General features: G+C 60.8%; 17 protein-coding genes and 1 CRISPR repeat array. Of the genes, 14 read left to right on the forward strand and 3 right to left on the reverse strand.

The window, feature by feature from the left end:
• Positions 1–29: 29 nt before the first annotated feature.
• The 12 genes from P186_RS01420 (at position 30) to P186_RS01470 (ending at position 8,950) form a co-directional block, all read left to right on the forward strand.
• Positions 30–503, forward strand: a complete 474-nt coding sequence (locus P186_RS01420) for an ATP-binding protein (RefSeq protein ID WP_237179437.1) — start codon at positions 30–32, stop codon at positions 501–503.
• A complete protein-coding gene (locus P186_RS01425) occupies positions 500–922 on the forward strand; it encodes a hypothetical protein (RefSeq protein WP_014287597.1) in 423 nt (140 codons plus the stop codon). Before P186_RS01420 ends, P186_RS01425 begins: the two co-directional genes overlap by 4 nt.
• Positions 919–2,901 (forward strand): helicase HerA domain-containing protein, encoded by a 1,983-nt coding sequence (locus tag P186_RS01430; RefSeq protein ID WP_014287598.1) that lies wholly within the window; start codon positions 919–921, stop codon positions 2,899–2,901. Before P186_RS01425 ends, P186_RS01430 begins: the two co-directional genes overlap by 4 nt.
• Positions 2,898–3,611 carry a hypothetical protein gene (locus P186_RS01435; RefSeq protein WP_014287599.1) on the forward strand — a complete coding sequence of 238 codons (714 nt, stop codon included), beginning with the start codon at positions 2,898–2,900 and terminating at the stop codon, positions 3,609–3,611. Before P186_RS01430 ends, P186_RS01435 begins: the two co-directional genes overlap by 4 nt.
• Positions 3,612–4,388 (forward strand): hypothetical protein, encoded by a 777-nt coding sequence (locus tag P186_RS01440; protein WP_014287600.1) that lies wholly within the window; start codon positions 3,612–3,614, stop codon positions 4,386–4,388. It begins immediately after the preceding gene.
• Entirely contained in the window at positions 4,385–5,296 is a 912-nt protein-coding gene (locus tag P186_RS01445; protein WP_014287601.1) for an ATP-binding cassette domain-containing protein, read from the forward strand. Before P186_RS01440 ends, P186_RS01445 begins: the two co-directional genes overlap by 4 nt.
• Complete coding sequence (locus tag P186_RS01450) at positions 5,286–5,852, forward strand: hypothetical protein (protein WP_014287602.1); 567 nt, start codon at positions 5,286–5,288, stop codon at positions 5,850–5,852. Before P186_RS01445 ends, P186_RS01450 begins: the two co-directional genes overlap by 11 nt.
• Complete coding sequence (locus P186_RS01455) at positions 5,842–6,279, forward strand: hypothetical protein (protein ID WP_014287603.1); 438 nt, start codon at positions 5,842–5,844, stop codon at positions 6,277–6,279. The genes P186_RS01450 and P186_RS01455 overlap by 11 nt, the downstream gene beginning before the upstream one ends.
• Complete coding sequence (locus P186_RS01460; protein WP_014287604.1) at positions 6,272–7,207, forward strand: RecA family protein; 936 nt, start codon at positions 6,272–6,274, stop codon at positions 7,205–7,207. Before P186_RS01455 ends, P186_RS01460 begins: the two co-directional genes overlap by 8 nt.
• 187 nt (positions 7,208–7,394) lie before the next feature.
• Entirely contained in the window at positions 7,395–7,550 is a 156-nt protein-coding gene (locus P186_RS13735; RefSeq protein WP_014287605.1) for a hypothetical protein, read from the forward strand.
• A gap of 30 nt (positions 7,551–7,580) precedes the next feature.
• Positions 7,581–8,108 carry a hypothetical protein gene (locus tag P186_RS01465; protein WP_148682592.1) on the forward strand — a complete coding sequence of 176 codons (528 nt, stop codon included), beginning with the start codon at positions 7,581–7,583 and terminating at the stop codon, positions 8,106–8,108.
• A complete protein-coding gene (locus P186_RS01470; RefSeq protein ID WP_148682593.1) occupies positions 8,105–8,950 on the forward strand; it encodes a hypothetical protein in 846 nt (281 codons plus the stop codon). The genes P186_RS01465 and P186_RS01470 overlap by 4 nt, the downstream gene beginning before the upstream one ends.
• Positions 8,951–9,189: 239 nt before the next feature.
• Here the strand turns inward: P186_RS01470 and P186_RS01475 are convergent, their stop codons facing one another.
• From P186_RS01475 to P186_RS01480, 3 genes are all read right to left on the reverse strand, one after another.
• Positions 9,190–9,558, reverse strand: coding sequence for a hypothetical protein (locus P186_RS01475; protein WP_014287608.1), 369 nt, complete (start codon positions 9,556–9,558; stop codon positions 9,190–9,192).
• 364 nt (positions 9,559–9,922) lie between these two features.
• Positions 9,923–11,107: a CRISPR direct-repeat array (repeat unit 25 nt; unit sequence CCAGAAATCAAAAGATAGTTGAAAC).
• An 81-nt stretch (positions 11,108–11,188) separates the two neighbouring features.
• Positions 11,189–11,323: a hypothetical protein gene (locus P186_RS14525; RefSeq protein WP_014287610.1), complete on the reverse strand. Its 135-nt coding sequence runs from the start codon at positions 11,321–11,323 to the stop codon at positions 11,189–11,191.
• Positions 11,320–11,532, reverse strand: coding sequence for a hypothetical protein (locus P186_RS01480; RefSeq protein ID WP_148682594.1), 213 nt, complete (start codon positions 11,530–11,532; stop codon positions 11,320–11,322). The genes P186_RS14525 and P186_RS01480 overlap by 4 nt, the downstream gene beginning before the upstream one ends.
• A 57-nt stretch (positions 11,533–11,589) precedes the next feature.
• Here P186_RS01480 and P186_RS01485 point away from each other — a divergent pair, with 57 nt between their 5' ends.
• Both P186_RS01485 and P186_RS14180 read left to right on the forward strand, forming a co-directional pair.
• Positions 11,590–17,490, forward strand: a complete 5,901-nt coding sequence (locus P186_RS01485; RefSeq protein ID WP_014287611.1) for a hypothetical protein — start codon at positions 11,590–11,592, stop codon at positions 17,488–17,490.
• Positions 17,403–22,256, forward strand: a complete 4,854-nt coding sequence (locus P186_RS14180) for a hypothetical protein (RefSeq protein ID WP_237179438.1) — start codon at positions 17,403–17,405, stop codon at positions 22,254–22,256. Before P186_RS01485 ends, P186_RS14180 begins: the two co-directional genes overlap by 88 nt.
• Positions 22,257–22,259 lie beyond the last annotated feature (3 nt).

The raw sequence follows: 22,259 nt of genomic DNA on the forward strand, positions 1-22,259 counted from the left end.
GTTTTTCCCCCCGCCAGGCGCAGGTGGGCGTGAAGTCTGTGGCCGTCGTGGGGCCTCCCGGCGCTGGCAAGACGCTGGTGGCCACGTCGCTGGCGCTTTACCTACACCTAGCCACCGCCGGCGTGGCTTATGTAGACAAGTCTGTTACGAAGGCGGGCGCCGGCTTGGTGAAGAGCTACCTGCCACTGGCCGCCGACGTGGAGGAGGCGGCGGAGCTGGGCGTTGACTACGTCGTCATCGACGCGGCCCCCTACGACGTGCCCCCGGCGGATGTATACATCTTCGTCTTAGAGCCCACAGACCTCAGATACTTCACGGGGGAGGGGGTGTACGTGGTGGTGAACAAAACCTCGCGGTGGTCTCTAAGAGGGATACCTTTCGACAGCAGAATCTCCTGGGCTATGCAGGCGGGCGTGCCGCCCGTGGTCGCAGACATCAAGGGCTTCGAGAGGACTAGGAAGAGAATTGTGAAGGTGGTGAAGGAGATCGGGGATGGGCTATGAGGCGGGGGGAGGCGGGCTACTTAGAGCTTAGGCGGGAGCTTAAGAGGAAGATGGAGGAGTTGGGGAAGGCGGCGAGGGGCGTCAGAGTGTTGCCGGATCCCAAGCCGCCTGGGTTGAAAATCGGCGTCTTGCCGGCGGAGGCCTGGCCCAGGGCGTTGCGGGTGAGGCCGAGGAATCCTGAGGCTTGGGATCTCTGTGTAAATTTCCTGGGGGATTTGGACTGCTACCACAAGGCGGTTAAGCTGTGGGGCAACAAGGACGCCTACGCCCTGGTGCTGAGAGCCGTTATGTTCGGCGCCGACGTCAAGGCGGTGGTGGACGCGCTGAGCCGCGGCGATTTTCAGAAGGCTAGGGAGCTCGTCTACAGAGGCAGGGCTCCCGCGCAACAAATAGACGAGCTTGTGGCGGGGCGGAGATGAAGTTCTACAGCCGGGTGTTGCTCTACTTCGCCGGGGGGCTGTTTTTCGTAGCCCTCCTCGCCCCGCAGTGGCCTCCGGCGGCGCTTCTGCTCCTGCCGCTTGTCTACATACACGGAGAGGATCTCTTAGTGTGGCTCTACTCTAGATTCGCCCCGATTGAGCCGGTTAGAGTCAGACATCCAGACGACGAGAGATGCGCCTACGACCCCCGCCGCGGGCTGTACCACTGGCTTTGGAGAGTGGAGCCTAACCGCAGTCTATTCGGGGTGGAGAGCGCCGAGGCTGTGCACGAGTTTTACAATAAGCTGTCTCTGCAGAGGGGGGAGTGGCTGACGTTTGTTGTAATTGGCGACGAGAAGTTTATACGGTTCACCTCGCGGAGGTTCGACCCCGCCCGGGTCAGCCAGGTGGAGGCGGTGTTGCAGGAGTTCTACGTCGCCACGAGAGAGGGGGCTTGGGTCGGTTGGGGGAGGCCTGTGGATAGGAGGGTATACGCCACCGCCTTCTTCTGGCTTTTCTACAGCGCCTTCGCCGGGCCTTGGGCGCTGGCGGTGGTGCTCCCCGTCTGGCTCTGGGTTGTGCGTAGATTCGCCAGGGGGTATCTGGAGGTGCCCCTCATGGTGAGGTTCACCCACAGATCCACGGCCGAGAGCTGGCCGGCCTCTAGGCAGGTTTTGGAGCTTCTGTCGGGGCCCGACGCGAGGGTGTATGCCAACATGCCCCGCTGGGCTGTGGCGGTGGCCGACAGGCCGCCGCTGGAGGTGGTGAAGAAGTTTCAACGTATCTACGAGGGGAGGGACACCGGGAAGAGGCTGGTGAGGCTTGGGGAGCTGGCCCCGGTGCTTGAACGCGTTTCGCAACACAACGAGAGGCCTGTGTTGCTGTACCCCTTCGGCACCGCGGACGTCCACACACAAAACGTCTCCCACGACCTTCTGGCGCAGGCGGAGTTGTGGCGGCTGAGAGACGGAGTTAAGGCCCTCACTGGGGATCTCATGCGCTTCCCCATATTCTACGGAGGGCAGCTCCTGGGTAGGGGGAGGTACGTCACGTTGGCGTATGACAGATTTGGGAGGCCCGTGGCGGTGCCCATAGACTCTCTGCCTAACGCACACGGCGTTATTATCGGCCCGTCGGGTATGGGCAAGTCGTGGACAGTCGGGTCGTGGCTAAACGCCCTTGTCCGTAGCGGCGTTGTTATCACCGTCGTCGACCCGCACGGGGACTTCCGCCGCTGGGCTAAGCTAAACGGCGCGGTGGTAGTTGAGGTGCCCCGGCAACTGCCTGCCGACTTCGCCGAGGTGCTCGCCGCCAGTCTAGACTTCCAGAGGGTGGCCAGGGCGTACGGCTTTGAGGTGGCGGGGGCCGAGTCGGCGAGGTCGGCCGTGGAGAGGGTGGCATCGCTGGTGGGCGCGGCGCCGCAGTACATCCAGTGGGACGGCTCCAGCCACACGGTCTTCGTCCTGCGGTCTATTAGAGAGGCGTATGACGTAGCCGCCTTCTTCACGGCGGCTCTCATGCTCTACCTATTCCGCAAGTTCAAGGCGCCGGAGGAGGAGCCTCCTGAGATGCTCCGGAGGATAATTGTAATCGACGAGGCTAGGCTCGTCGGCGACCCGAGAAACCCGGCCTCCGGCGAGCTTGTGAGGGCGCTGCTCGAGCTGGTGCAGGGGGGCCGTAAGGAGGGGTACGCCGCGTGGTTTATTATACAGCTAGAAACTCAGCTGGAGCGCGACCTGCTGAGAAGCGCCTCTCTGGTTCTGGTGCTGGGGGGCACCTCCCGGGCAATTAGAGGCGCCGCGGAGATACTAGGCCTCAGCCAGTCAGACCTCGCGTATCTCACAAGCGCCCTCACGCCCTACGAGGCTTCGCTGGGAGGGAGGCCGTACGCCACGGGCGTCCTGTTGCTGGCCCCCAGGGAGATTAAATACCAGGTGAAAATCCCCCTAGACCCGGAGCTGAAGCCGCGGAGAAAATGACTGAGATCTGTACAAAAAGGCCAGATCTCTGCGACCCCCAAGGCCTGGCCAGAGAGGAGCCCCGCGCCGCGGGCCCCGGCGCGGCGGAGGCGGCCAGAGAGCTACTCGGACACCCCCCCGGGCCGGAGTTGCCCGCGGCGCCGGGCCCGCCCCCCGTCCCCGCCCCTCCGTTGCCGACGCCTCTCCACTTCCAGTGGGAGGCGCCGATAAGGGTGAGGAGAATTTTCAACACGTATTGGCGCCTCGTCAACACTCCGTTTGCCCAGCTGGGGGACGTGGTGGTGGTGAAGAGCCCCCAGGAGGCGTACGTCTTGAGGCGTGAGAAAAAGGCGGAGAGGTGGCTGGAGCCGCCGGGCTCTCTCTACATCCAGGGCCGTGTTGAAAAACAGTACTGCATCTACGGCTTCATACTACGCGGCTCTGTCGAGCTAATAGCCCAGCTATTCCGCTCCGGCATGTACGCCATCGTGCTGGGTTGCGACCGCCGCGCCGTTGTTAAGCCCCCCCGCAGTTTTGAACTACAGCAAATATGGCGCCACGAGGGCTACATCGTCAACGCCTCTCCGGCTAGGCTGGCGGTGGTCCGCCTCGGCGGCGGTGCGAAGCCCAGGATAGCGCTGAGTTTCTTCAACAAGGGCTGTCCCATATACAGCCTCTGGGCAAACCAGCTGTTGCAACTGATAGGAGTTTCAATTCAGCTAGTTTGTTAAATGCTGGAGATTGTCGTAGGCGGCCTCGCAGATCCGCCTCCCGCAGAGATGCGGTACACCATCTGCCCGGCGGATCGCGTAAGCGGCCTCGGCTTTGAGCTGACGCCGGGGGGCGCCGCCGCGTTAATTACAATTTTTGTTAGATACAACAGCCCCATCCCCCTCCCCCGCCACACCTCTGAGCTGGCTCAGTGCTCGGCGCCGCTGTGTCTATTGTTTAGATTTGTCGACTATTCTAAACTCGCGGAGGGGCCGGGCCGGTACCAGCTGAGGATAGCCCTGGCCGACCCTGTGCAACTAGCCCTCGGCCTCGCCCTGGCCCACCACCTAGATTCAAAATACGGCGGGGGGTGGGCCGTGGAGGTGTACAGCGACGTGTGGCCTCAGTTCACTGACGTACTAGCCGCGGCCAAGGCGCTGGGGGGAGTTCTCCGAATTTACACCTCTGTATACGACCAGCGGGCGTTGGTGGCAGACCGCGTCGTCATGGCCGCCTCCTCTCTGACGTACGAGGCCCTCGCGGTGAAGAGGCAGTGGGCCGGCGCCCCGCTGTGCAGGACCTCCGTACCTGAGCCAGTTGTGGAGATTAGAGACGGGGAGGTGTTGGAGTTGTTGAAGACTATTTGGGAGTCTGGGGGCTTCCTATCGCTTAAATACGCCCTGGAGAGGCACGGCCGGGCTGTGGTTAGGGCTAGTCAAATGGGGCTTGTGAAGATAGACGCCCTCACCCTCACTGTTAGGATTACGGATTTAGGTCTTAGGGCGCTGGGGGCGTGATACACCGCTACCTATTCCGCCTAGTGGCCTCCGCGGAGGGAAACGCCTTAATTACTGGGTTGCCGGGGAGCGGCAAGACTTCTCTCGTCAAGTGGAGCCTGGGAGACCTCCCCCCGGACTACGCCGTTGTTGTATACGACACCGCCGGTGACTTCCAGCAACACGGCCTCTGCGACTACCACGGCCGCTTTCCGGTAAACCCCCTGGACCTCCCGGCGCCTAGGGTTGTTGAAATTCTTGAGGAGAGCCTCACTGCCACTTACGGGGAGTATCCGTATCTGCTCACTCCGGCGATGGCTGAGCTGTTGCTACGTAGCGTTGAGAGGGGGATGAAGACGCTTGGCGAAATCCGGCGCCGCGTTGTGGAGGTGGCGGAGGCCCACGAGGTGGACACGGCCTATGCAGTGCGCCGTAGATTAGCCCATTTTGATACGCAACAGTTCGAAAAGACGGAGGCGCCTCTCGAGGTCGGCCGCTCTACTTGTATTGACATCAGCGGGCTAGACCGCGTGGGGAGGCTGGCCTACGTGCTGGCGCATTTAGAACTAACCCGCGGTGTCAAAAACGTGATATATGTGGTGGACGAGGCGCATAGATTTTTGATGTTCGTGAATCGGTACAGCCTATTGACAGACCACATGCGCACCGGCCGCGCTTCGGGGCGCTTCTTCGTGCTTATTAGCCACAGCTTTCGCGAATTCCAGAGGCACCTAGGCTACGTCAAGCTCATTATCCGATTCCCAGACTGGGACCTAGACGAGTCCAAAACAACGCCGCTACAGCCCTCGGAGGCCTTGGTGGTTGTCAGAGCGGCCTCCGTCAAGGCGATGGAGGCCCTCTCTAGGCTCGTGCCGCTGAGAGGCACGTGGGGCCAGTTTAGAATAACCGTGCCTCCCTATGCGCCGTGACCCCCTTAGAGACGCCGTGGAGAAGCTGAGGCGCGACTTCCCAGGCAAGTCCCACAGCTGGATTAAAAGGGCCTTGCTGAGGCTCGGCGACGTGAGAGAGGTGAGGGACGGCCTCTACCTCGTCGAAGGCCGTAGAGAGCTCGGCGATTGGAAGCCTCTGTATCAAGTCTGGTTTTCCAACGCCGACAGGAGGTGGTACTGCAGTTGTTACCTTACGCAATTCGGCCTCCGCAGAAGGCGGGATATATGCACCCACGTAGCCGCTGTGCTTCTCTTTAGGCGCTACAAGAAAGCATTGGAGAGGGTTCAACATAGGCGGGTCTACATCGCCGAGGCTGAGGTGGAGCGCCGGCAGAAAATCGCCGCCAACGGAGAGCTCTACCTAAAGCCTGTGAGAAGCCTCCCCCTCTTCGCCAGCCCCCGCTACCGCGTATTTGTCATATCAGAGGAGAGGCGTATTGTCATTAAATGCGGCGGCTACGTCGTAGCGGAGGCCGAGGGGGAGGAAGTCCCCCTGGCCACCGCCAAATTCCTGGCGGAGAGTTATGAGAGTTAAGACGAGGAAGGGAGTCTTTGAGTTAGTGCCAGACGCCTGGCAGAGGTACCGCCGCCTTTACGTAGACGTCTTCTCCATAGCGGCGGCGCTGAGCCAGCCTGAAGAGCTTTTTAAGTCGGCGGCTGAGGCGGGGCTCGACGCCGTCTTCGTGGTAGACGCCTGGAGCGAGACCCACATGCCCCTTGCAAGGCGCTTCCTCGAGCTGTGCCGTAGACACAGCGTAGACTGCCGCCTCTCTGAGCAGAAGCCCGCCGAGCTCTACGCCGTTGAGCTCTGCGAGGCGGAGTGCGGGGTGGGGTGCGCAGTTTTGACTAGGGATTACGACGCGGCTCTTAGGGCGGGGAAATGCGCCGTGTTGCTACTCCGCAGAGGCCGCATGTGGAGGGTAAGGTATTTCCCCCCGGGCGCTGGCGGTAGCCGTGCCTAAGAGGGCTAACGCGCCGGAGGAGTGTAGGTGGGTGTTTGACGTCTTTAGTGGAGAAAAGGCTGAGAGGGCTGTGGAGCTGTGCCTCCGGGGCTATACGCTTAGGAAAATGGCGTTGTTGACGCCGATGGAGCTGGCAGATCTTCTGGGCTACGACGAGGTGACTGACGCGGAGAAGGCGGCTAGGAGGCTGAGAGAGGCGGCCGGCGTCGACTCCCGGCCGGTGACCCTTGCCCAGCTGAGGCAGAGACAAGACCGCGTTTTAAAAACCGGCGTTGAGGAGTTCGATTCTAAAACCCCTTGGAGGGGGGTGAAATTCGGCCTCATATATGGATTCGCCGGGGAGTACGGCACTGGCAAGTCGTTATTCGCTAAGCAGATTTCGGCGGTTGCGCTGGCGGGAGGGCTTAAAGTGGCTTATTTCGACACAGAAGGCACCTTCGACGTGGATTCCGCCACAATAGAAAACCTCTTTAAAAGATTCGGCGTCTCTAACGAGGCTGTTACCCAGTTTTATCTCTACCGCCCCACAGACTCCTTCCAGTTGATAGAACAAATTAGGGAGCTTCCAGAGGACGTGGACGTGATAGTGGTAGACTCCCTAGTGGCCCCGTTCCGCGCGGAGTACCGGGGGAGGCAGTTGCTAGCCCCTAGGCAACAAGCCATGCTCTACGCCTTGAATATTTTACAGCGCTATACGAGACTGGGCAAGTTGGCTATTGTCACTGACCAAGTTATGGACGTGCCCACTATGTTTTCTACAAAAAGACCCGCCGGAGGCAACGTACTGCTACATACCGTCCACGCGTTGTTTATGATGGAGAGGCCATCTAAACAGAAGCTTAAGGGAAAGATGTGGCCTCTAGACGTGCCCGGGATGTCTCCAGATACAGAAATTGAGTATGAAATACGGAGCGACGGCCTCTACTAACCGCCGCGCCTCCGGCTGGTTGGCAGTGTTTATTTACACAGGAGCCGGGACGCGTTTTGTGCCGCGTGTACGCCCGGCGACCTGTTTACACTCAGCCTAGATGCGGCGTTTCTGCCGCCGGGTATAAACTGGGGAGGAGACACGGCGCACAGTTTACACCCGGCGGAATTCTAGGCGGCCGCAGTACATGGCATCAGAACAGCTGTCGCAACGCCTCCACGTCCACGCTTTGAAAAACGCCGCGGGGGCTCTACGTGTACCCATAAGGCCCCACGGCAGATCTCATATACTAGAGGCTGGGAGGGTAGAGAGGCGGTCTGGAGCGTTTATGAGATCTTTCTAAGGTTTTTCCGCTCACTGGTTGGGGTTCTACATGCCTTTGAAAAAACCCAAGGAGGAGCCCAAAGCCGAAAAGGAGGAGGGGAGGACTGGGAGGGCTGTGGTGGCGGCGGCGCTGTTTTTGTTGATGGTGCTGGCGCCCGCCGCGCTGGCTCAGCAAGGCGGCAATAAGACCGGCGGCGCCGGCGGCGGTGTCTACAACTTCCCATTTAAGGAGCAGGTGCAACAAGCCGTAAAGAACCTGGCGGCGGCCTACGCCCTCATATTCTGGACCGTCGTGGTGCTTCTGGCGATCTACGCCGCAGTTAGCTGGATAGCAAGCCCCACTACCTGGGCGCGTTGGTCGGCTATTGTGACCATCGTCGACCACTACAAATCGATACTAATCGGCCTGGCGGCGGTACCCTTTATCCTAGCCGCGGTGATATTCGCCGCCAATCTAATCACCACGGGCTACGGCGCGGGGAGCATCGCAGACGCCGGCAGAACAGCTCTGGACTTTCTAAACGGGCTGTTAGTAAAATCGCTGGTGGACGCATTTGGGAATCTAAAGTTTTGGTGATGTTCGACCTCCCCCCACACCTCTTTTTCCCCCTCGCCGTCCTCTCCGCCTACTTGCTGTACGGCGCCGTCTTGTACTCCTTCGGCGGCACCCACGGCAAGGAGAGGGCTCTCGACGTGTGGCATAGAGGAGGCGTCGGGTTTTTACTCTTCGCCGCCGCCACGGTGATCACCATCGCCCTAGGCGCCGCGGTGACTTTTTTCATAAGCCAGGCCTCCGCCGCCTTCAAGACGCCGCAGGTGGCGGGGGAGTTTAAACCCGTGTGTCTCTCCCACTTTACAGATAGAGACTACCTCCGCGCCGTGGAGAAGGCTTATCAATGCGCCGTCGGGGTCTACAGGCGTTATTTCGACGCCATAGCCAGCGGCTACGGCTCTATATTCACAGCCACGGCGCTGACGGGGGTGTTGGTAATAACTGGGGGCTACTCCATGGGCCTCTCCCAAGCCGCCATGCCCTACAGCTCCGCCGCCACAAGCGCGTTGCTAGCCCTAGCCGCCGCCGTGGCGGCCACATACGTCACATACGGCTTTGTCTTATTAATGGGCCTAGGCGCCGTTCTAGTCGCTGAAGAAAAAACTAGACACCTCGGCGCGTTGATACTAGGAGTCGCCGCGGGCTTCCCCCCGGCGCTGGCGGGAGGGGCAGACGTCCTACAAACTATAAAAGTGCCGGAGGTAGACTGGAGTAAGTACATACTCTTCAGCTCACTGATAGGCGTCGCCGCAGACGCCGCGGCGGTAGCCGCCGTGACGGTGACAGCGCTATCAGTAGCCGCAGCCGCCGCCTACGCCATATCTAGAATATTCGACCACGCCGGGGCGCATTTAGCAATAGAGTAAACCCCCCTCCGCCGCGCCTCCGCCCTCTCTGCGCCAGCCCCGCGCGCCGGCGCCGAGCTGTCAGCGTTTGTATTTAACACTCTTCCTGTTAAGAAATACGACGACGGGTAAGGAAAAACATAGACGAGGTTGAAAGACGTATCTGCGCCGAAGATTTGGGCTTGGCCTGCGCCCTCCGCAGCCGCCTGGCGCCGATATTTTGCTACCTCCGCCTGGCAATCTGCCCCGCGGGGCTTCTCTCACCAGCGTCTTTTCCAAAATACTCTCGCCGTGGGGGGCCAGGCGTTTACAACTGCGGAGATCGCCTCGTCGATGAGGGCTAGGGCTTCCCAGGTTCTTATCCTCCACCTCGGGCTGTCCCGGCAGCGCTCCGCCACGTAACGCGCCGCGGCCAGCGCCCTGGCCACTGTATACGCCAGCCTCCTCACGTCAACCAGCCTGGGGGCTAGGCGCCTAATCCGCAGAGCCACGGAGAGGGGGTCAGAGAGGTTGCCTAGATAGACCGTGTCGCTGGGACGCCACCCCAGCTTCACGTAAAGCCTCAACCCCAAAACCCACATATAGCCAGAGACGCCGCCGATATCAACCCTCCCTATGTATAGGTACATACCGCCCCGTACCGACAGCATGCGCCTTCAGCCTCCGCAACAACCCGCGCCTTCTGAGCCGCTGTCTCCAACACCCTCGCTCTAATCTCCCTAAACATACCCCCCTGGGAGCCCCGGCATTTAACCATTTTTACAAGTCCAGAACCCCATTTACAAACATATAAACATGTGCACGGCGCGGCGAAGAACGGCGCTGGGTCTCGGCTTTCTCTACACCTCTGGCCCGCCGCCTCTGCGAAGAATGGCGATCGGCAAGCCTGAAAAGAGACATGTATGAATGTAAAGCGTGGCGGAAAAGCGTCCACCGAAGAAGCAAAAAACAGACGAAAAACTTAAAAACCCACAAAAACAATCAAAACCAGCCCCAGAAATCAAAAGATAGTTGAAACATATATCTAACGGATCGGCGTGGGGGTGTGGGTTTGCTCGCCCAGAAATCAAAAGATAGTTGAAACTTATTTTGGGGGAGGGAGTTAGGCGGTGGTGGGGGGCGGCCGACCAGAAATCAAAAGATAGTTGAAACGCGAGTATCTCGGCGGTTGCCAATCGGAGGGTTACAGTGGCCAGAAATCAAAAGATAGTTGAAACTGATCTCTTCTTTCGCCAGGAAAGATACTAGCTTGGCTATCCACCAGAAATCAAAAGATAGTTGAAACGCATACTGACTGTCTTTAATCCACACAAACGCAGACGGACCAGAAATCAAAAGATAGTTGAAACGCCAGAGCGCACGCCACAGCGCTGTCGCGCCCCCCGGAAAACCAGCAGCCAGAAATCAAAAGATAGTTGAAACTGATGATGGGATCCTCAGTCATAATCCCGGCGCTTCAGTTTTTTACCCAGAAATCAAAAGATAGTTGAAACGAAAAGAATATTGGCGCGTATGACTTGCCCGTGCCAGGTGGGCCGCCAGAAATCAAAAGATAGTTGAAACAATACCTTTGCGCAGGTAGGTACATGTCCAAGGCAACCAACCTAACCAGAAATCAAAAGATAGTTGAAACGTCCACCATGAAGTTCAATGTGTAGTAAGCCTCTGTAGACGTCCAGAAATCAAAAGATAGTTGAAACGGCCTCTGCACCTGCCACGTGGTTGCTGGCACCTGCGTCGCCCCAGAAATCAAAAGATAGTTGAAACAGATTTTCAAGCAGAAGCTTGGGTAAATCTGGAATCTTGCTCCAGAAATCAAAAGATAGTTGAAACGTAGAGCAACTTCATAGGCTGGCAGTGATCCCTCAGCCATCTCCCAGAAATCAAAAGATAGTTGAAACGCGTGCTCTATGACGTCTCTCGCCTCCCGCAGGAGGGTGTCGTGGCCAGAAATCAAAAGATAGTTGAAACGCAATGGGGTTGCCCGGCGGTATGCCCGCGTGCTCCGTCTTTCCAGAAATCAAAAGATAGTTGAAACTCGTACTTACCACCGGTAGTGTAGACCATCTCTATAGACGCCACCCAGAAATCAAAAGATAGTTGAAACCCCACCAGCGATGTCCCAGTGTAGTCCAGCAGGAGATCGGGGGCGCCCGGAAATCAAAAGATAGTTGAAACTAGTTGTTATGAAAAAAAGGAGTGAGTAGGGATTTCGACGTGCGGCGCGCGGACGTGCCGCTGGCCGTTGGGGGCATATACTTAAGCTGGCCTCGCGCGCTCAACGGCGGAGTCCGCGGCTCCGGCCAGCAGTTGCAATCTACCTCCACATGCGCCGCCGGGAGAGGCGTATGGGGTAGAGGCTGGGGTTGTGAAGCCCCTGGACTCCGACCTCAAGGCTGGTCGTAGTAGCTGTAGTGCTCCCAGCACTCCTCCCCACCCCCTCTCCTGCTAGTAAAGCGCCTCTCTGCGGACATACAGCCGGCCGCCAGGGTAGGGATGTGGTAATCTGTACGGCGTTCTGGGACGGCGCCGTAGATGGGACGGCCCCCTTTTCCTAGACTCCCAACTACTCCACTCCTCCCCGCGCTCCGAGCCCCCTTCACGGCCTCTCTTCTGAGGCTCTGGTAAGGTTTTTCCCGCCTCGTGGGGGGCCTCGCTTCGTGTCTGACTGGGTTGCGGCTCTCCACCTGGCGGCTGCCTTGTCTGCTCTGTATCTACTGTTGTGGAGGGGGGATGAGGAGTGGTATTTTCCCATATTTGCAGTTGTCACTGTGGTGTGGGCTGTGCCGCTGGTGACGGGCTTTGTGCTTCAGTTCTCCGCCCCCTACGTCCCGAACCCCCTCTACATCTACGGCTTCTACGAGGCGCCTGGGGGGTGGGCGGAGAGAATTAGAGCCACCGCCGAGGCGGCAAGGCTGGCGGCTGAGGCGGCGGCCTCCGCGTTGGAGGGGGCGGCGGTGGCCTCTTCTGTACTACAGACTTTGATGTTCCTCGGCGCGGTGGCGGCGGCTCCGCTCACCGGCGGGGGGTCTCTGGCGGCGGCTGTCTTCGCGCTCGCCGCCTGGCGCTACATGGACCCGGTGTTTCAGTTGGCCAACGCGGCGTATCAAGCGGCCGTTGGGGTGTATATGGTGTTCCACTTGCTAGAGATACTCGCCTCCTGGGCTGAGAAGTGGTTTGGCCTCTTAATGGCGGCTGGGCTATTCCTCCTGCTGTTCCCCCGCGTGAGGACTTGGGGCGCCTTTCTCACGGCGCTGGCGCTGGCGTTATACACAGCCGCCGCGGTGGGCGCCTACCTCTCGCCGTTAGGGCTGGCGGTGGCCCAGTGGGCGGAGGAGACGGCAGAATGGGCTAAGTCGGCCCCCAGCTCCACGGGCTCTCTCTCGTATCTCGCAACGCGGGGGGAGGGGGTCGCCCTCCTCCGCTACCACAACTACTTCTCACGCCGCTGGCTTGTGGAGGAGCTTAACAAAACCTGGACCTCTCTAAACCTCTCTAGGGGGGTTCCCAGATTTGACCTCCTCAGCGGCGTGAAGATACTGGCGGTTAACGGTAGTGACTGGGCGGCGGCGGGGCCGGGGGCGCCTGCCGTGCTCTACGTGGGGAGGAAGAACTTCACAGGGCTGGGGGCTGGCTCCCCATACGCCGTCTACGTCTGGCTGGACTACCCAGCCTCTATTACAAACGCCTCCCTCTGCCTCAACTACCCGGAGACCCCCCTGCCCAACGGCACGATGCCCTCCGGAGAGAGCGGCGAGCGGTGGCTTAGGAGGGCTAGGGCTGAGGAGTGCCGACTGCTGTCGGCGCTTTACCCCCTCTACGTTGTAGACACCTCTAAGCCCAGCCATTGGCGGTTGCTACACGCCGGGGTCAACGCCACGGTGACATACGGCGGTGAGTTAGAAAGGGGGGAGAGGAGAGGCGCCGTCGGGGTCTGGGGCTGGGTTGTTAAGCCGGATGTCGAGGCGTGCGGCGTCGGCAACGCCGCTGGGGACTGCCGCGCGCTAGACGTCGCCGAGAGGCCAGGCCAGTTGAAATACGACGTAGGCTGGGACAGGCTGGAGTGGAGGAGGCCAGTTTTAAACACGGCGTGGTCAAACTTCTCTATTCTTCTGCCCAACGCCCCCAGACCTGTAAAAGACGGCTCTATAGACTTCTACAAGTGGAGGCGGACTTGTGAGTGGTGTTGCCGCTACGTCAACGGCACGTGTGTAGAGCGGTGTTCCTCAACTAGAGAGGAGTGGCAGGAGCCGCGGTACCGCAAGAAGCTGGAAACCCGCCAGCTACAGATAGCTACTATACACCTAGGTAAGCCCTGGGAGCCCTTGGAGGTGCGGAACGGCGCAGAGATCCCGAAGGTGGACGCGGCTATGCCCTACACCTATAGAGACTGGGAGGTTTGGCACGAGGTGAAATACGGCGATTGGGAGGGAGACGGGGAGCCTCCCCCCGCCGCCTACTGCTACGTACACGACAACCGCACCTATATGAGAATTAGGTTTTGGGACGTCCAACGCGCCGCTAGATACGTCTACGGTTTTGTCTGGATGCGGGGGGTCGCCGTGGAGGTGGACGACCGCCGCTCCGCGCTTCCAGATGAATACGGAGACGCGCCGGTTGCCGACGGCGACGGGGTGGCGGTGGTGAATCTCCTCCGCGGCGCGGAGTACGACCAAGAGTGCCACGTGGCTTACTACGGCGCAGATGAGCCAAATTGGCGCCACGTGCCCATGGCGGCTGGAAACATGTCTAAAACCTCCCGGGACTACTTCCTATCTGTCCTCGCAGGTGGGAACTACAGCCGTAGATACGTAGAGGCCCTCTCCCGGCTGATTCCGCCGAATACCTCAAGCCCGGTGGCTGAGGCGGCGGGGGGCGAGCTGGGGTACTTCGCGTCTATTGCCCCGAGGCTCTTCTTCCCAATGCCTGACCTAGAGCCGAGGAGTTATAAAGCCGGGCAGTTTAAAATACTCTGCGCCCGCTTCGCCTGGGATAACAACGGCGAGGGCGGCAAAGCCGCCTGGGGGAGGCTCCTCCTGCACCCGGGGGAGGAGGTGTGGCTCTTCGGCTACTCCCTGGGGGATTCCAGAGCCACGAGGGAGTCTATCTCAGCCCTGGCGGAGAGGTGGAGGTGGATGCTGGCGCACCCGCCCCCTCCCCCGCCCGCCTCGTTGGCGCCTCGCTGGCCCATTCCCTGGAATAACTGGACCTCCCTCCCATACAAGCCGGCGGACGCGCCCCCAATGCCGCCGCCCGACCCCAGGTGGGGCGTGTCTATGTGGGACGTGGGGCTTGTTCTAAACCCCATCGAGCTCTTCGGCACGTTGCTGGGTAGGCTCTGGTGGAGTATCTACGTGGCGTTGCTGACGCCGGTTTTTGTCTTCGAGGCGTTGGCGGCGGTGTTCGGCTTCCCCTCCGCCTCTCGCTATCTGCTTTACATAGTTATAAACGTAATTCAAGACCTCACCTACTGGCTGGGCATTAGGCTGTTTCTCAAGGCGAGGCTGGCGTATAGGCTGGGCAGGGCCGCCGGCTCCCCAGTCAAGAGGGCCTCCGCCAGGCTGGTTAGGAGGCTCGCCCACAGGGGGTGGGCTAAGTACAGAGAGAGGCCGGGGGAGCGGGCTGTTAGACGCAGATTCGAGGCCTACATAGAGGAGAGGATACACGAGAGGATAGGGAAGGTGGTGGAGAAGGCGTTTACGAGGGCCGAGAGGGCTGTGGAGAGGGGGGTCGCGGTTGCGGCTGAGGCGGGGAGGTGGGCGTATGAGCTGTACAAGAGGGCGCAGCCCTACACCGAGATGGACGCGTTGCAGTGGCTGAGACAGCTCTGGCCGCAGTTCGACGCGAGGTTTGAGCAGTGGATGCGCGAGGTAGCCCAGAGACGTCCCGCGGCCTACTCCCTATTTCTATCGCAGATAGACGACAAGCCCCGCTGGATTGCCCTAATCAACCCTGCTTATCTCCACAGACTGCTGGCTGAGGGGAGGATTAGCCAAGAGCAGTACCAACAGCTCATGGAGCTTAGGCGGTACGTAGCCGCGGCTAGGGCGGCTCAGTGGGCGAAGTACGTAAGGGAGAGAGTCGACGAGGTGGCCGCCCTCCGCGCCGCCGTGGAGCTACACGAAAGAGCTGTGAGGCAGTCCACCGGGGCCTTCTACGCCCTTCTATACGACTTGGCGGTGCTGGAGGCCTCAGATCTAAAGACGGCTGTGGAGCGGGTGGAGGCTAGGCTGAGGGCTGTCTACCAGCCTGTTGCCAGAATGCACCCCAGGGCCTTCGACAGACTGCACCAGGTGTTTCTAGGCGCCGGGGCGCCTAGGGAGATCAGCGGGCCGAGGGAGCTGGCCCAGTGGCTTGTGGAGAATAGGGAGAGGGTTCTGGAGGCTGGGGGGAGGTTGCTGGAGGCGTGGAGAGATGTGTGGATTGCCCACTGGAGCTCGGCCAAGACGCCCTACTCAGCCCACAGATATGCAGAGGCGGAGGCGTTGCGCCGAATGCATCTAGAACTGCCGACGCTGTACGTAGTGGGGCTGGCCAGGGGGCTTGTGCTGGGCGCCCGCTCTCTGGAGGAGGGTAAGAGGGTTTTGGAGACAAAGACGGCGCGGGTTAAGTCTGTGGAGGTGGTGGCTGTGAGGCCTGGCGAGGCCGTCGGGCCGTCTTTCTTCGGCGAGGGCGCGGCGGAGCTGGGCCGCGTCAAGGCTGGCGAGGTGGAGCTGGTGAGAGTGGAGAGAGTTAGAGAACTCCACGAGGCGGAGGGGAGGGCCCTGCGGCTTTTGGAAAAAGCTGTGAGGGCTGTGGAGGAGGCGCAGAGGGCGGGGGGAGGCGGAGGGGCCGTGGAGAAGGCGCTTGAGAGGCTGGAGGAGGTGAGGAGGGAGGTTCTTGAAGAGAGCTGGCGCTGGTTTAGAGAATTTGGCGAGCGGTACCTCTGGGTTAAGTACGTCGGCGAGAGGATATACGCCGTCGAGAGGCCCGGCGCGGCTGAGATGCGGAGAGCCTTCGACGAGGCGTTGAGAGTGTTTGTAGAGAGGGGGAGGGAGGAGGCAATTCGAATTCTACACGAGAGAGCCGGGGAGCTACGCGTGTTTTATCAACAACGCGGCGGCGTCGACGAGGTTAAGACCGTGGAGAGGCTGGAGAGGGAGTACGCCAAGCTGTTAGAGAAGTTGCCTACAGACGTCGCCAAGAAGATGGCCTCTGTAGACGTGGTGAAGCCGGGGGAGAGGGCGGCCGCGCTTAGAGAGCTGTTGGAGAAAACCGCCGACGTGGAGACCGCCAAGAGGGCTCTTGAGCTGTATGCAAGAGGCGAGGGGCATCTGGCAGAGGCGGCCTGGGCGGCGAGGCGCGTCTTAGTAGAGGTGGAGAACACGCTAGCCGAGCTGGAGAGGGTGGCGCGGGAACACGCGGCGTTGAGAAGGCAGGCGGAGGAGGAGCTGGCTAGGTTTGAACAACACAAGATGAGCCTGAGACGGGCCTTGGAGGAGTATCTAAAGTGGAGGAGGGAGGTGGCGGAGGCCGAGGCTGAGTACAAGAGGCTGAAGGCGGAGTTCGACAGGATCAGCGAAGAGGTGGAGAAGTGGAGGAGGGAGCTGTCGAGGCGCGTTGAGGAGTTGGAAAGGCTGGCGGAGAGGGCTGTGGAGGCCGGGGGGTTTGCCGAGGCGGAGAGGCTTAGGCAAGAGGCCGAGTATCTAAAAGCCACCGCCTCCCTCAACCCGGAGAGGCTTGTACACGCCGAGAGGGCGTTGAGAGAGGCGGAGGCTAGGCTGGCGAGGGCGGAGGGGGAGGCGCGTAGAGCCGAGGCGTATTTAAAAGCGGTGGGGGCCGAGGCGGCCCTCTCCGCGGCTAGGCTGAGGGAGTTGGTTAGACAGATGCAGGTTTTAGAAAAGGCGGAGGAGGCGCCCATGGCCCTTTACTACATCCGCGACCTCCAAGGCGCCGGGGTGGAGGAGCTGGGTAGGTTGTTGTACAGAGCTGTGTATGCGGAGGAGAGCGGTGGGTATCTCCCAGATCCTCTGCTGTATCTTGTCGCCGTTGCGTTAAGAGAGCGGTGGGAGGCGGCCCGCGCCAGCGGCGACGTGGGGAAGATAAAAGCTGAAGCTGAGGCGCTGTGGGAGTTGGTAAGGGAGAGGAGGGGGGAGTTCCTCTCCGTGTTGAGAGAGGTGTATAGAGGCAGGGAGCTGGAGGTGAAGCTGGGCGTAGTGCGGGTGGATGAAGACGCCCTAGGCGCCTTGGCCGAGGCTTTTAAGACCGCGGAGAGGGTAGTCCAGCTGGAGAGAGACGTGGAGAGGGCGAGGAGGGAGGCCCGCGCCGCGGAGAGGCGGGCGAGGGAGGTGGAGAGGCTTGTGAAAAAAGCTGTAAAACAGCTGAGGCCGCCCGACGTTGAGAAAACTGCCAAGCTGGCGGAGGAACACGCCTCTCTCGTAAAGACGCTCTCGCAGACGGTGGCCGGGGTAGAGGAGGCGATGGCGAGGGGGGAGTGGGGGCTGGCGGCGAGGAGCTGGCGGCTGAGGCCGTCTACAGGGCGCTCGGCAGGTGGGCCGAGGTGTCGAGAGATGTCTATATGAAGTATTTAGAGAGGGGCCGGGCCCCCGTCCCCGAGGGCCTCGCGGTGGTGTTTATGGCCAAGTCGCTGAGGGCGTTGCGTAGGCTTGTGGCGGCGCCGGCGCTGGTGGCGGGGGAGGAGGGGGCCGCGGTGCGTTTCTTTGTCTACCACCCGGCGCTGGGGGAGGTGGTGGAGCGCCTCTTGGGGATGGCCGCCGCCGGCGGCTTGAGGCATCTGGGCATCGCGCCGAGGGAGTTTCTACACACACTGGGGGTTCCGGGGGAGGTGGAGGGGGCGGTCGAGGCGTTCCGTAGCGTAGTAGATAGAGTTTTTGAAATCGCGAGGCATGCGCCTAGGCTGGGGGAGTATAGGCCCTCTGTGGGGAGGGAGCTGAGGCTTTTGTTAAACTACGGGCTGTACAAGTGGGTAGAGGCGCAGGAGAGGTACAAGCCGGTGGTTGAGTTGCTAAAAGGCGACGAGGGGGTTGAGGCCAGGGGCGAGTGGTGGAGGGTGGTAGAGGCGGCGGTGGGCTACGAGGTTGGGAGGAGGCTTGTGGAGTTGTGGAGGAGGGAGGCCGGCAGAGACAGATCTGTGTTGTGGGAGTGGTTTGTAGACCCGCCTATCGCCCCGGGAGTCCTCCTGGCGGTTGCGGAGAACATCGCAGAGAGAAACGCCGCGGAGGCTCAGTACAAGCTAGAGGTGTTAAAAGCCTTTCTTAAATGGCTGGCCTCCCCCAGCCAGCTGGCCCCCGAGACGGACCCCAGCCAGTGGAGGACAGACAACCCGCTGTTTCAAACCGCGGTGAGGATATACGCAGAGGCGACGGGAAGGAGGTTTGACGCCGCGTGGGGCGAGGCGGTGAGGAGGTTAAGAGAAATACAGCCCCCAGCGCTTAGGGAGGAGGAGAGGGGAAAAACCACAGAGGCGCACGCGGCTAAGTCCGTTGAGAAGCCCGCCCAGGCGTCTAGAGACGCCGGGAGGGCGGAGGCGGCCGGGGGGCGGGAAGGGGCCGCGGCGGTGGTCGTCGGCGTTATTCCGCCTAGGCTTAGGGATGTGGAGGCGGCTGAGTGGCTCGCCGGGCGTATGGGCCGGGGGGAGCTGGGGGAGGTGTTTAAGAGGAGGGCTGACAGGGCGGTGGAGAGGGTAAAGGCGAGGTATGGGGAGAGGTTGAGGAGAGGCGGCGAGGCTCTTCTTGAGCTTGCTGAGCAGGCGGCGCGGTGGGCGTACGACGCCGCGCTGGCTGTGGCAAGCTCGCGGGGGGCGGTTGCCTACGTGTTAGAGCTACTGGACGCGGCGGAGGGCCCAGTCTTCGGCCTCAAGCCGAGGACGCCGATGGAGGCAGACGCGTCGAAGATCTTCGCAAAGGTGGGGGAGTATGTGAGGAGGGCAGAGGCGGAGTTCGGCGAGGGGTTGCTTGTGTGGAGCTTTGCAAGAGCTGTGGCGGAGGCCGTCCTTAAGGAGGCCCAGAGGCTGTGGGACGAGGCGTATAGAGGAGTGGCCTCTGTGGAGAGGGCCCTGGCGGCGGCCGCCGCAACGGCCGCGGGGGCCGCGGCGCTGGCGGCTACACACGACGCCCTGCTCTCAACGGCGGTGGTTTCAGCCACAGCCGCCGCCATAGCCCTGGCCAAAGAAGGCGCCTACGACAAGGCAGTTGAACACGTAAAGAAAGCCGCCGAGACTGCCTACGAGGCTCTGCGGGAGTGGCTGGAGAGGGCTAAAATCGCGTTGGAGAGGGTGTATGAGCTGTTTGTAGAGGTTGTCGCCAGGGTAGTAGCCTGGATTGATGAGCACAGGGCTTGGCTGTTTTTGGCGGCGGCCGCCTCCGCCGGCATCATCGCGTGGACCTTCGCCCACGACGTCTTCGGCTCGGTGCAACTCGGCAAGCTGGCTGAGGCTGTCAGCGTAGCGCCTCTCTTTGCCCGGGAGGCGCCGGCTAGGCCGGAGAGGGTGAAGAGGGAGGTGGCGGAGGCATGGGTGGAGAGGGGCGAGCCTTTGCTTAGGGAGAGGGAAAAGCTCTACGAAGCTGTTAAGGAGGGGAAGGCTGGGCCGGAAGAGTTGCGTAGCCTCGGTAGCCCCGAGAGGGCGGCGGCTGTGTTGGTGGCCCACGCCTTTAGGAAGGCGGCTGAGGCGTATCTGAGGGAGGGGTCGGAGAGGGCTGTGGTTGTGTTTAAGCAAGAGCTGAACGTCGTGAGGGAGGGCCTCAAAAAGATCATAAAGAAGGAGCCTTGGGGTGGCGGGTTTATCCAGCAGGTTTTGCAACAGCTTGAGATAGACGAGGGAAGGGTTGAGGCTTTGGCTTACGGAAATCGTAACGTGGTGAGGGGGCTGGAGGGCGCCACAGCCGCAGAGAAGGCTCTGGCGGCTCTGCACACGCTGGAGGCGGGAGGCGCCTACACAAAGGCGGTGGCCGGCGCCCTGCACTTGCACAAATTCGTAGAGCTTCTGGAGACGGAGCCAAAGACGGCCTACGAGAGGTATTATGAAAATTGGCGCGGCACAGTCCAAAACCTCATAGAAAAGGTTAAGCTCGAAAGACGGCTAGCCCCCGGCTTCGCCGAGGAGGAGTTGCAAAAGGAGCTGGAGAGGGCGGCCGCCGAAGCGGCCAACAAAAAAGAGGCCGCTAAAAGAGTCGGGGAGATACTGCAGAGCCGCCTTAGAGGGGTGGAGAAGGCGCCGGTTAACGTGCTGGCTCTCGCCGGCCTGCTGGCTACAGACGTAACTTTCGAGAAGGAGAATAGGGCGGTGAAGTTGAGTACTACGCATCTGGGTATGGCGGAGCTGTTTGTGAGGGTGTTCGGTCTCTCCAGCATCTCGGTCAACTTCAGGGAGACGAGGCACGGCGGGAGGCCTCAGATGGAGCTGAGGGCCGAGCCGCCACAGGAGTTGCTTCAACAATACGGCCGCGTGCTGAAGTGGCTGGCGGAGGAAGGCGGCTGGGAACAGCTCAGGAATATAGTGAAGGAAGGCGTCGAGATGCTGAAGAAGGCTGTGGGTGAGGGGGACGGCGAGGTGCGGAAAGTAGATCCGCGGAGGGTGGCTGAGGAGGTGGTGCATGAGTTGAGGAAGGTCTACGAGGAGGCGGTGAAAGAAGTCGGCGAGACTCTAGACCGCTACACACAGCCAGAGGAGTACTGGGCCGGGGTGGCGCGGGAAATGGCCTTCGAAAACGCGTCGCTGACCCGCTACTTCCTCTCGTGGCTCTCCGCCTACCTCTGGGCGGCGGAGGGTAGGGAGGAGAGAGCCGTGGCTGACTTCCTCACCGCCAATAAGGCGGTGGCGGAGTACCTCACCGCCGCCGTCATGGGCGACGGGAGTATACAGACTAGAGAGGTGACGCTGGCGGTGGGCAGATTCTCCGCGGATGAGGAGAAGACCGGGTCCGTAACCCACGTCCACAAGGCGGCGCTGGCGCTGGGCGTCTTGGCAAGGGCGGGCTATGCGCCGGAGAGGGTGTACGCCAAGGTTGAGGGGAAGAGCCGGTGGTTTGAGCTGGCGTGGGGCGTCGACGCGGCCAAGAGCTTTCTGTCTAACGCCTCTCTCTGGCTGTACGCGGTGGAGCTGGCTGGCGGAAACGACAACATAAAACAAAAATTCCAGAAGGCACTGGAGGTCGTGGGCGTAGAAGCGAGGCTAGAGGACTTCACCGCGAAGGGAAAGAGGCCGAGTGCCAGCCTGGTGGTGAGGCTCGGCGGAGAGGAGGTTGAGTTCCCAATACGCCTCAGTAAAAGCAACGCCGTACAGCTTCTCTTCGAAACCACCGACCGCGAGGAGGCTGAGCGTAGGGCGGCGGTGCTTAAGGCTGTGGGGGTGAGGGCTGAGGTAGGTAAACACTATGAGAAATCTCGCAACCGCGACAAGTGGCACATAGTCGCAACCACCAACGCCCTAGCCGCCGACTCCGTACACGAAGCTGTTAGAAAAGCCGTGGCTGAGTTCCTTCAGCGGTGCAGAGAGGTGGGGGGATTGGCAGAAGACACCTACAGACGCCTAGCCGCGAAGTTCGAGAGGGGTGTGCCGGAGTGGGGCGATCTAAGGTTCTCCATATGGCTGACAAAAGACGGCGTCGTGGATGTAAAATTTGAACCCAGAGATCCCCAGTCCTTCACAAAGGCGGTGGAGCTTCTACGGGGACTTGGCATGAGGGATAGCTGTGAGGGCGACTGGTGCATCGTCCACTTCACCGCTAGGGAGCCGGAGGGCGGCAGACAGGGATACATCCGTATCACCGTAGACGGCCTTAGGTACATCGGCTGGCTCGCCCTACACGGCGACGAGAAGGCCCAGCGGCTGAAAGAAATGTTGCTAAAGGAAGCCGAGGCAAAGGGCGTGGAAGTGCGTGAACGGCTGGAGGAGTACTTCCGCGAAGGCGAGATGTGGGGCTCCGTAAAGCCGCCGATAGAGAAGGAAGTCGACGTAGACGGCAAGCGGCTGAAGGTACGCGTCGAGGAGGTGGAGGCCGGCGTTGAACGCGGGGAGACAAAAGAGCTCCTAGTCATCAAGATAAAGGCAAAGGTGATTGAAGGGAACAGCGAAGTAGCGGTGGAGAAGGAGGCGAGGTTTTACAAAGAGAGACATGGCGCTGTGAGAGGCTACGTTAACATACACGGTGATACCGAAGAGACGCGCGAGGCTGACTACATGAGAACGGCCGCAGTGCTTAAGACCCTCGGCGTGGAGAAATGGCGCAGAGAGGAAAGACGGATACGCCTCACAGGCGGCGCCCTAGACGCCTTCATGCGCCTAGGGCCAGTGTGCGCTACTTTAGGCATATACCAGAAGAAAACTTAAAAA

Origin of the sequence: Pyrobaculum ferrireducens (genome assembly GCF_000234805.1) — an archaeon.
GTDB classification, from domain to species: Archaea; Thermoproteota; Thermoprotei; order Thermoproteales; family Thermoproteaceae; genus Pyrobaculum; species Pyrobaculum ferrireducens.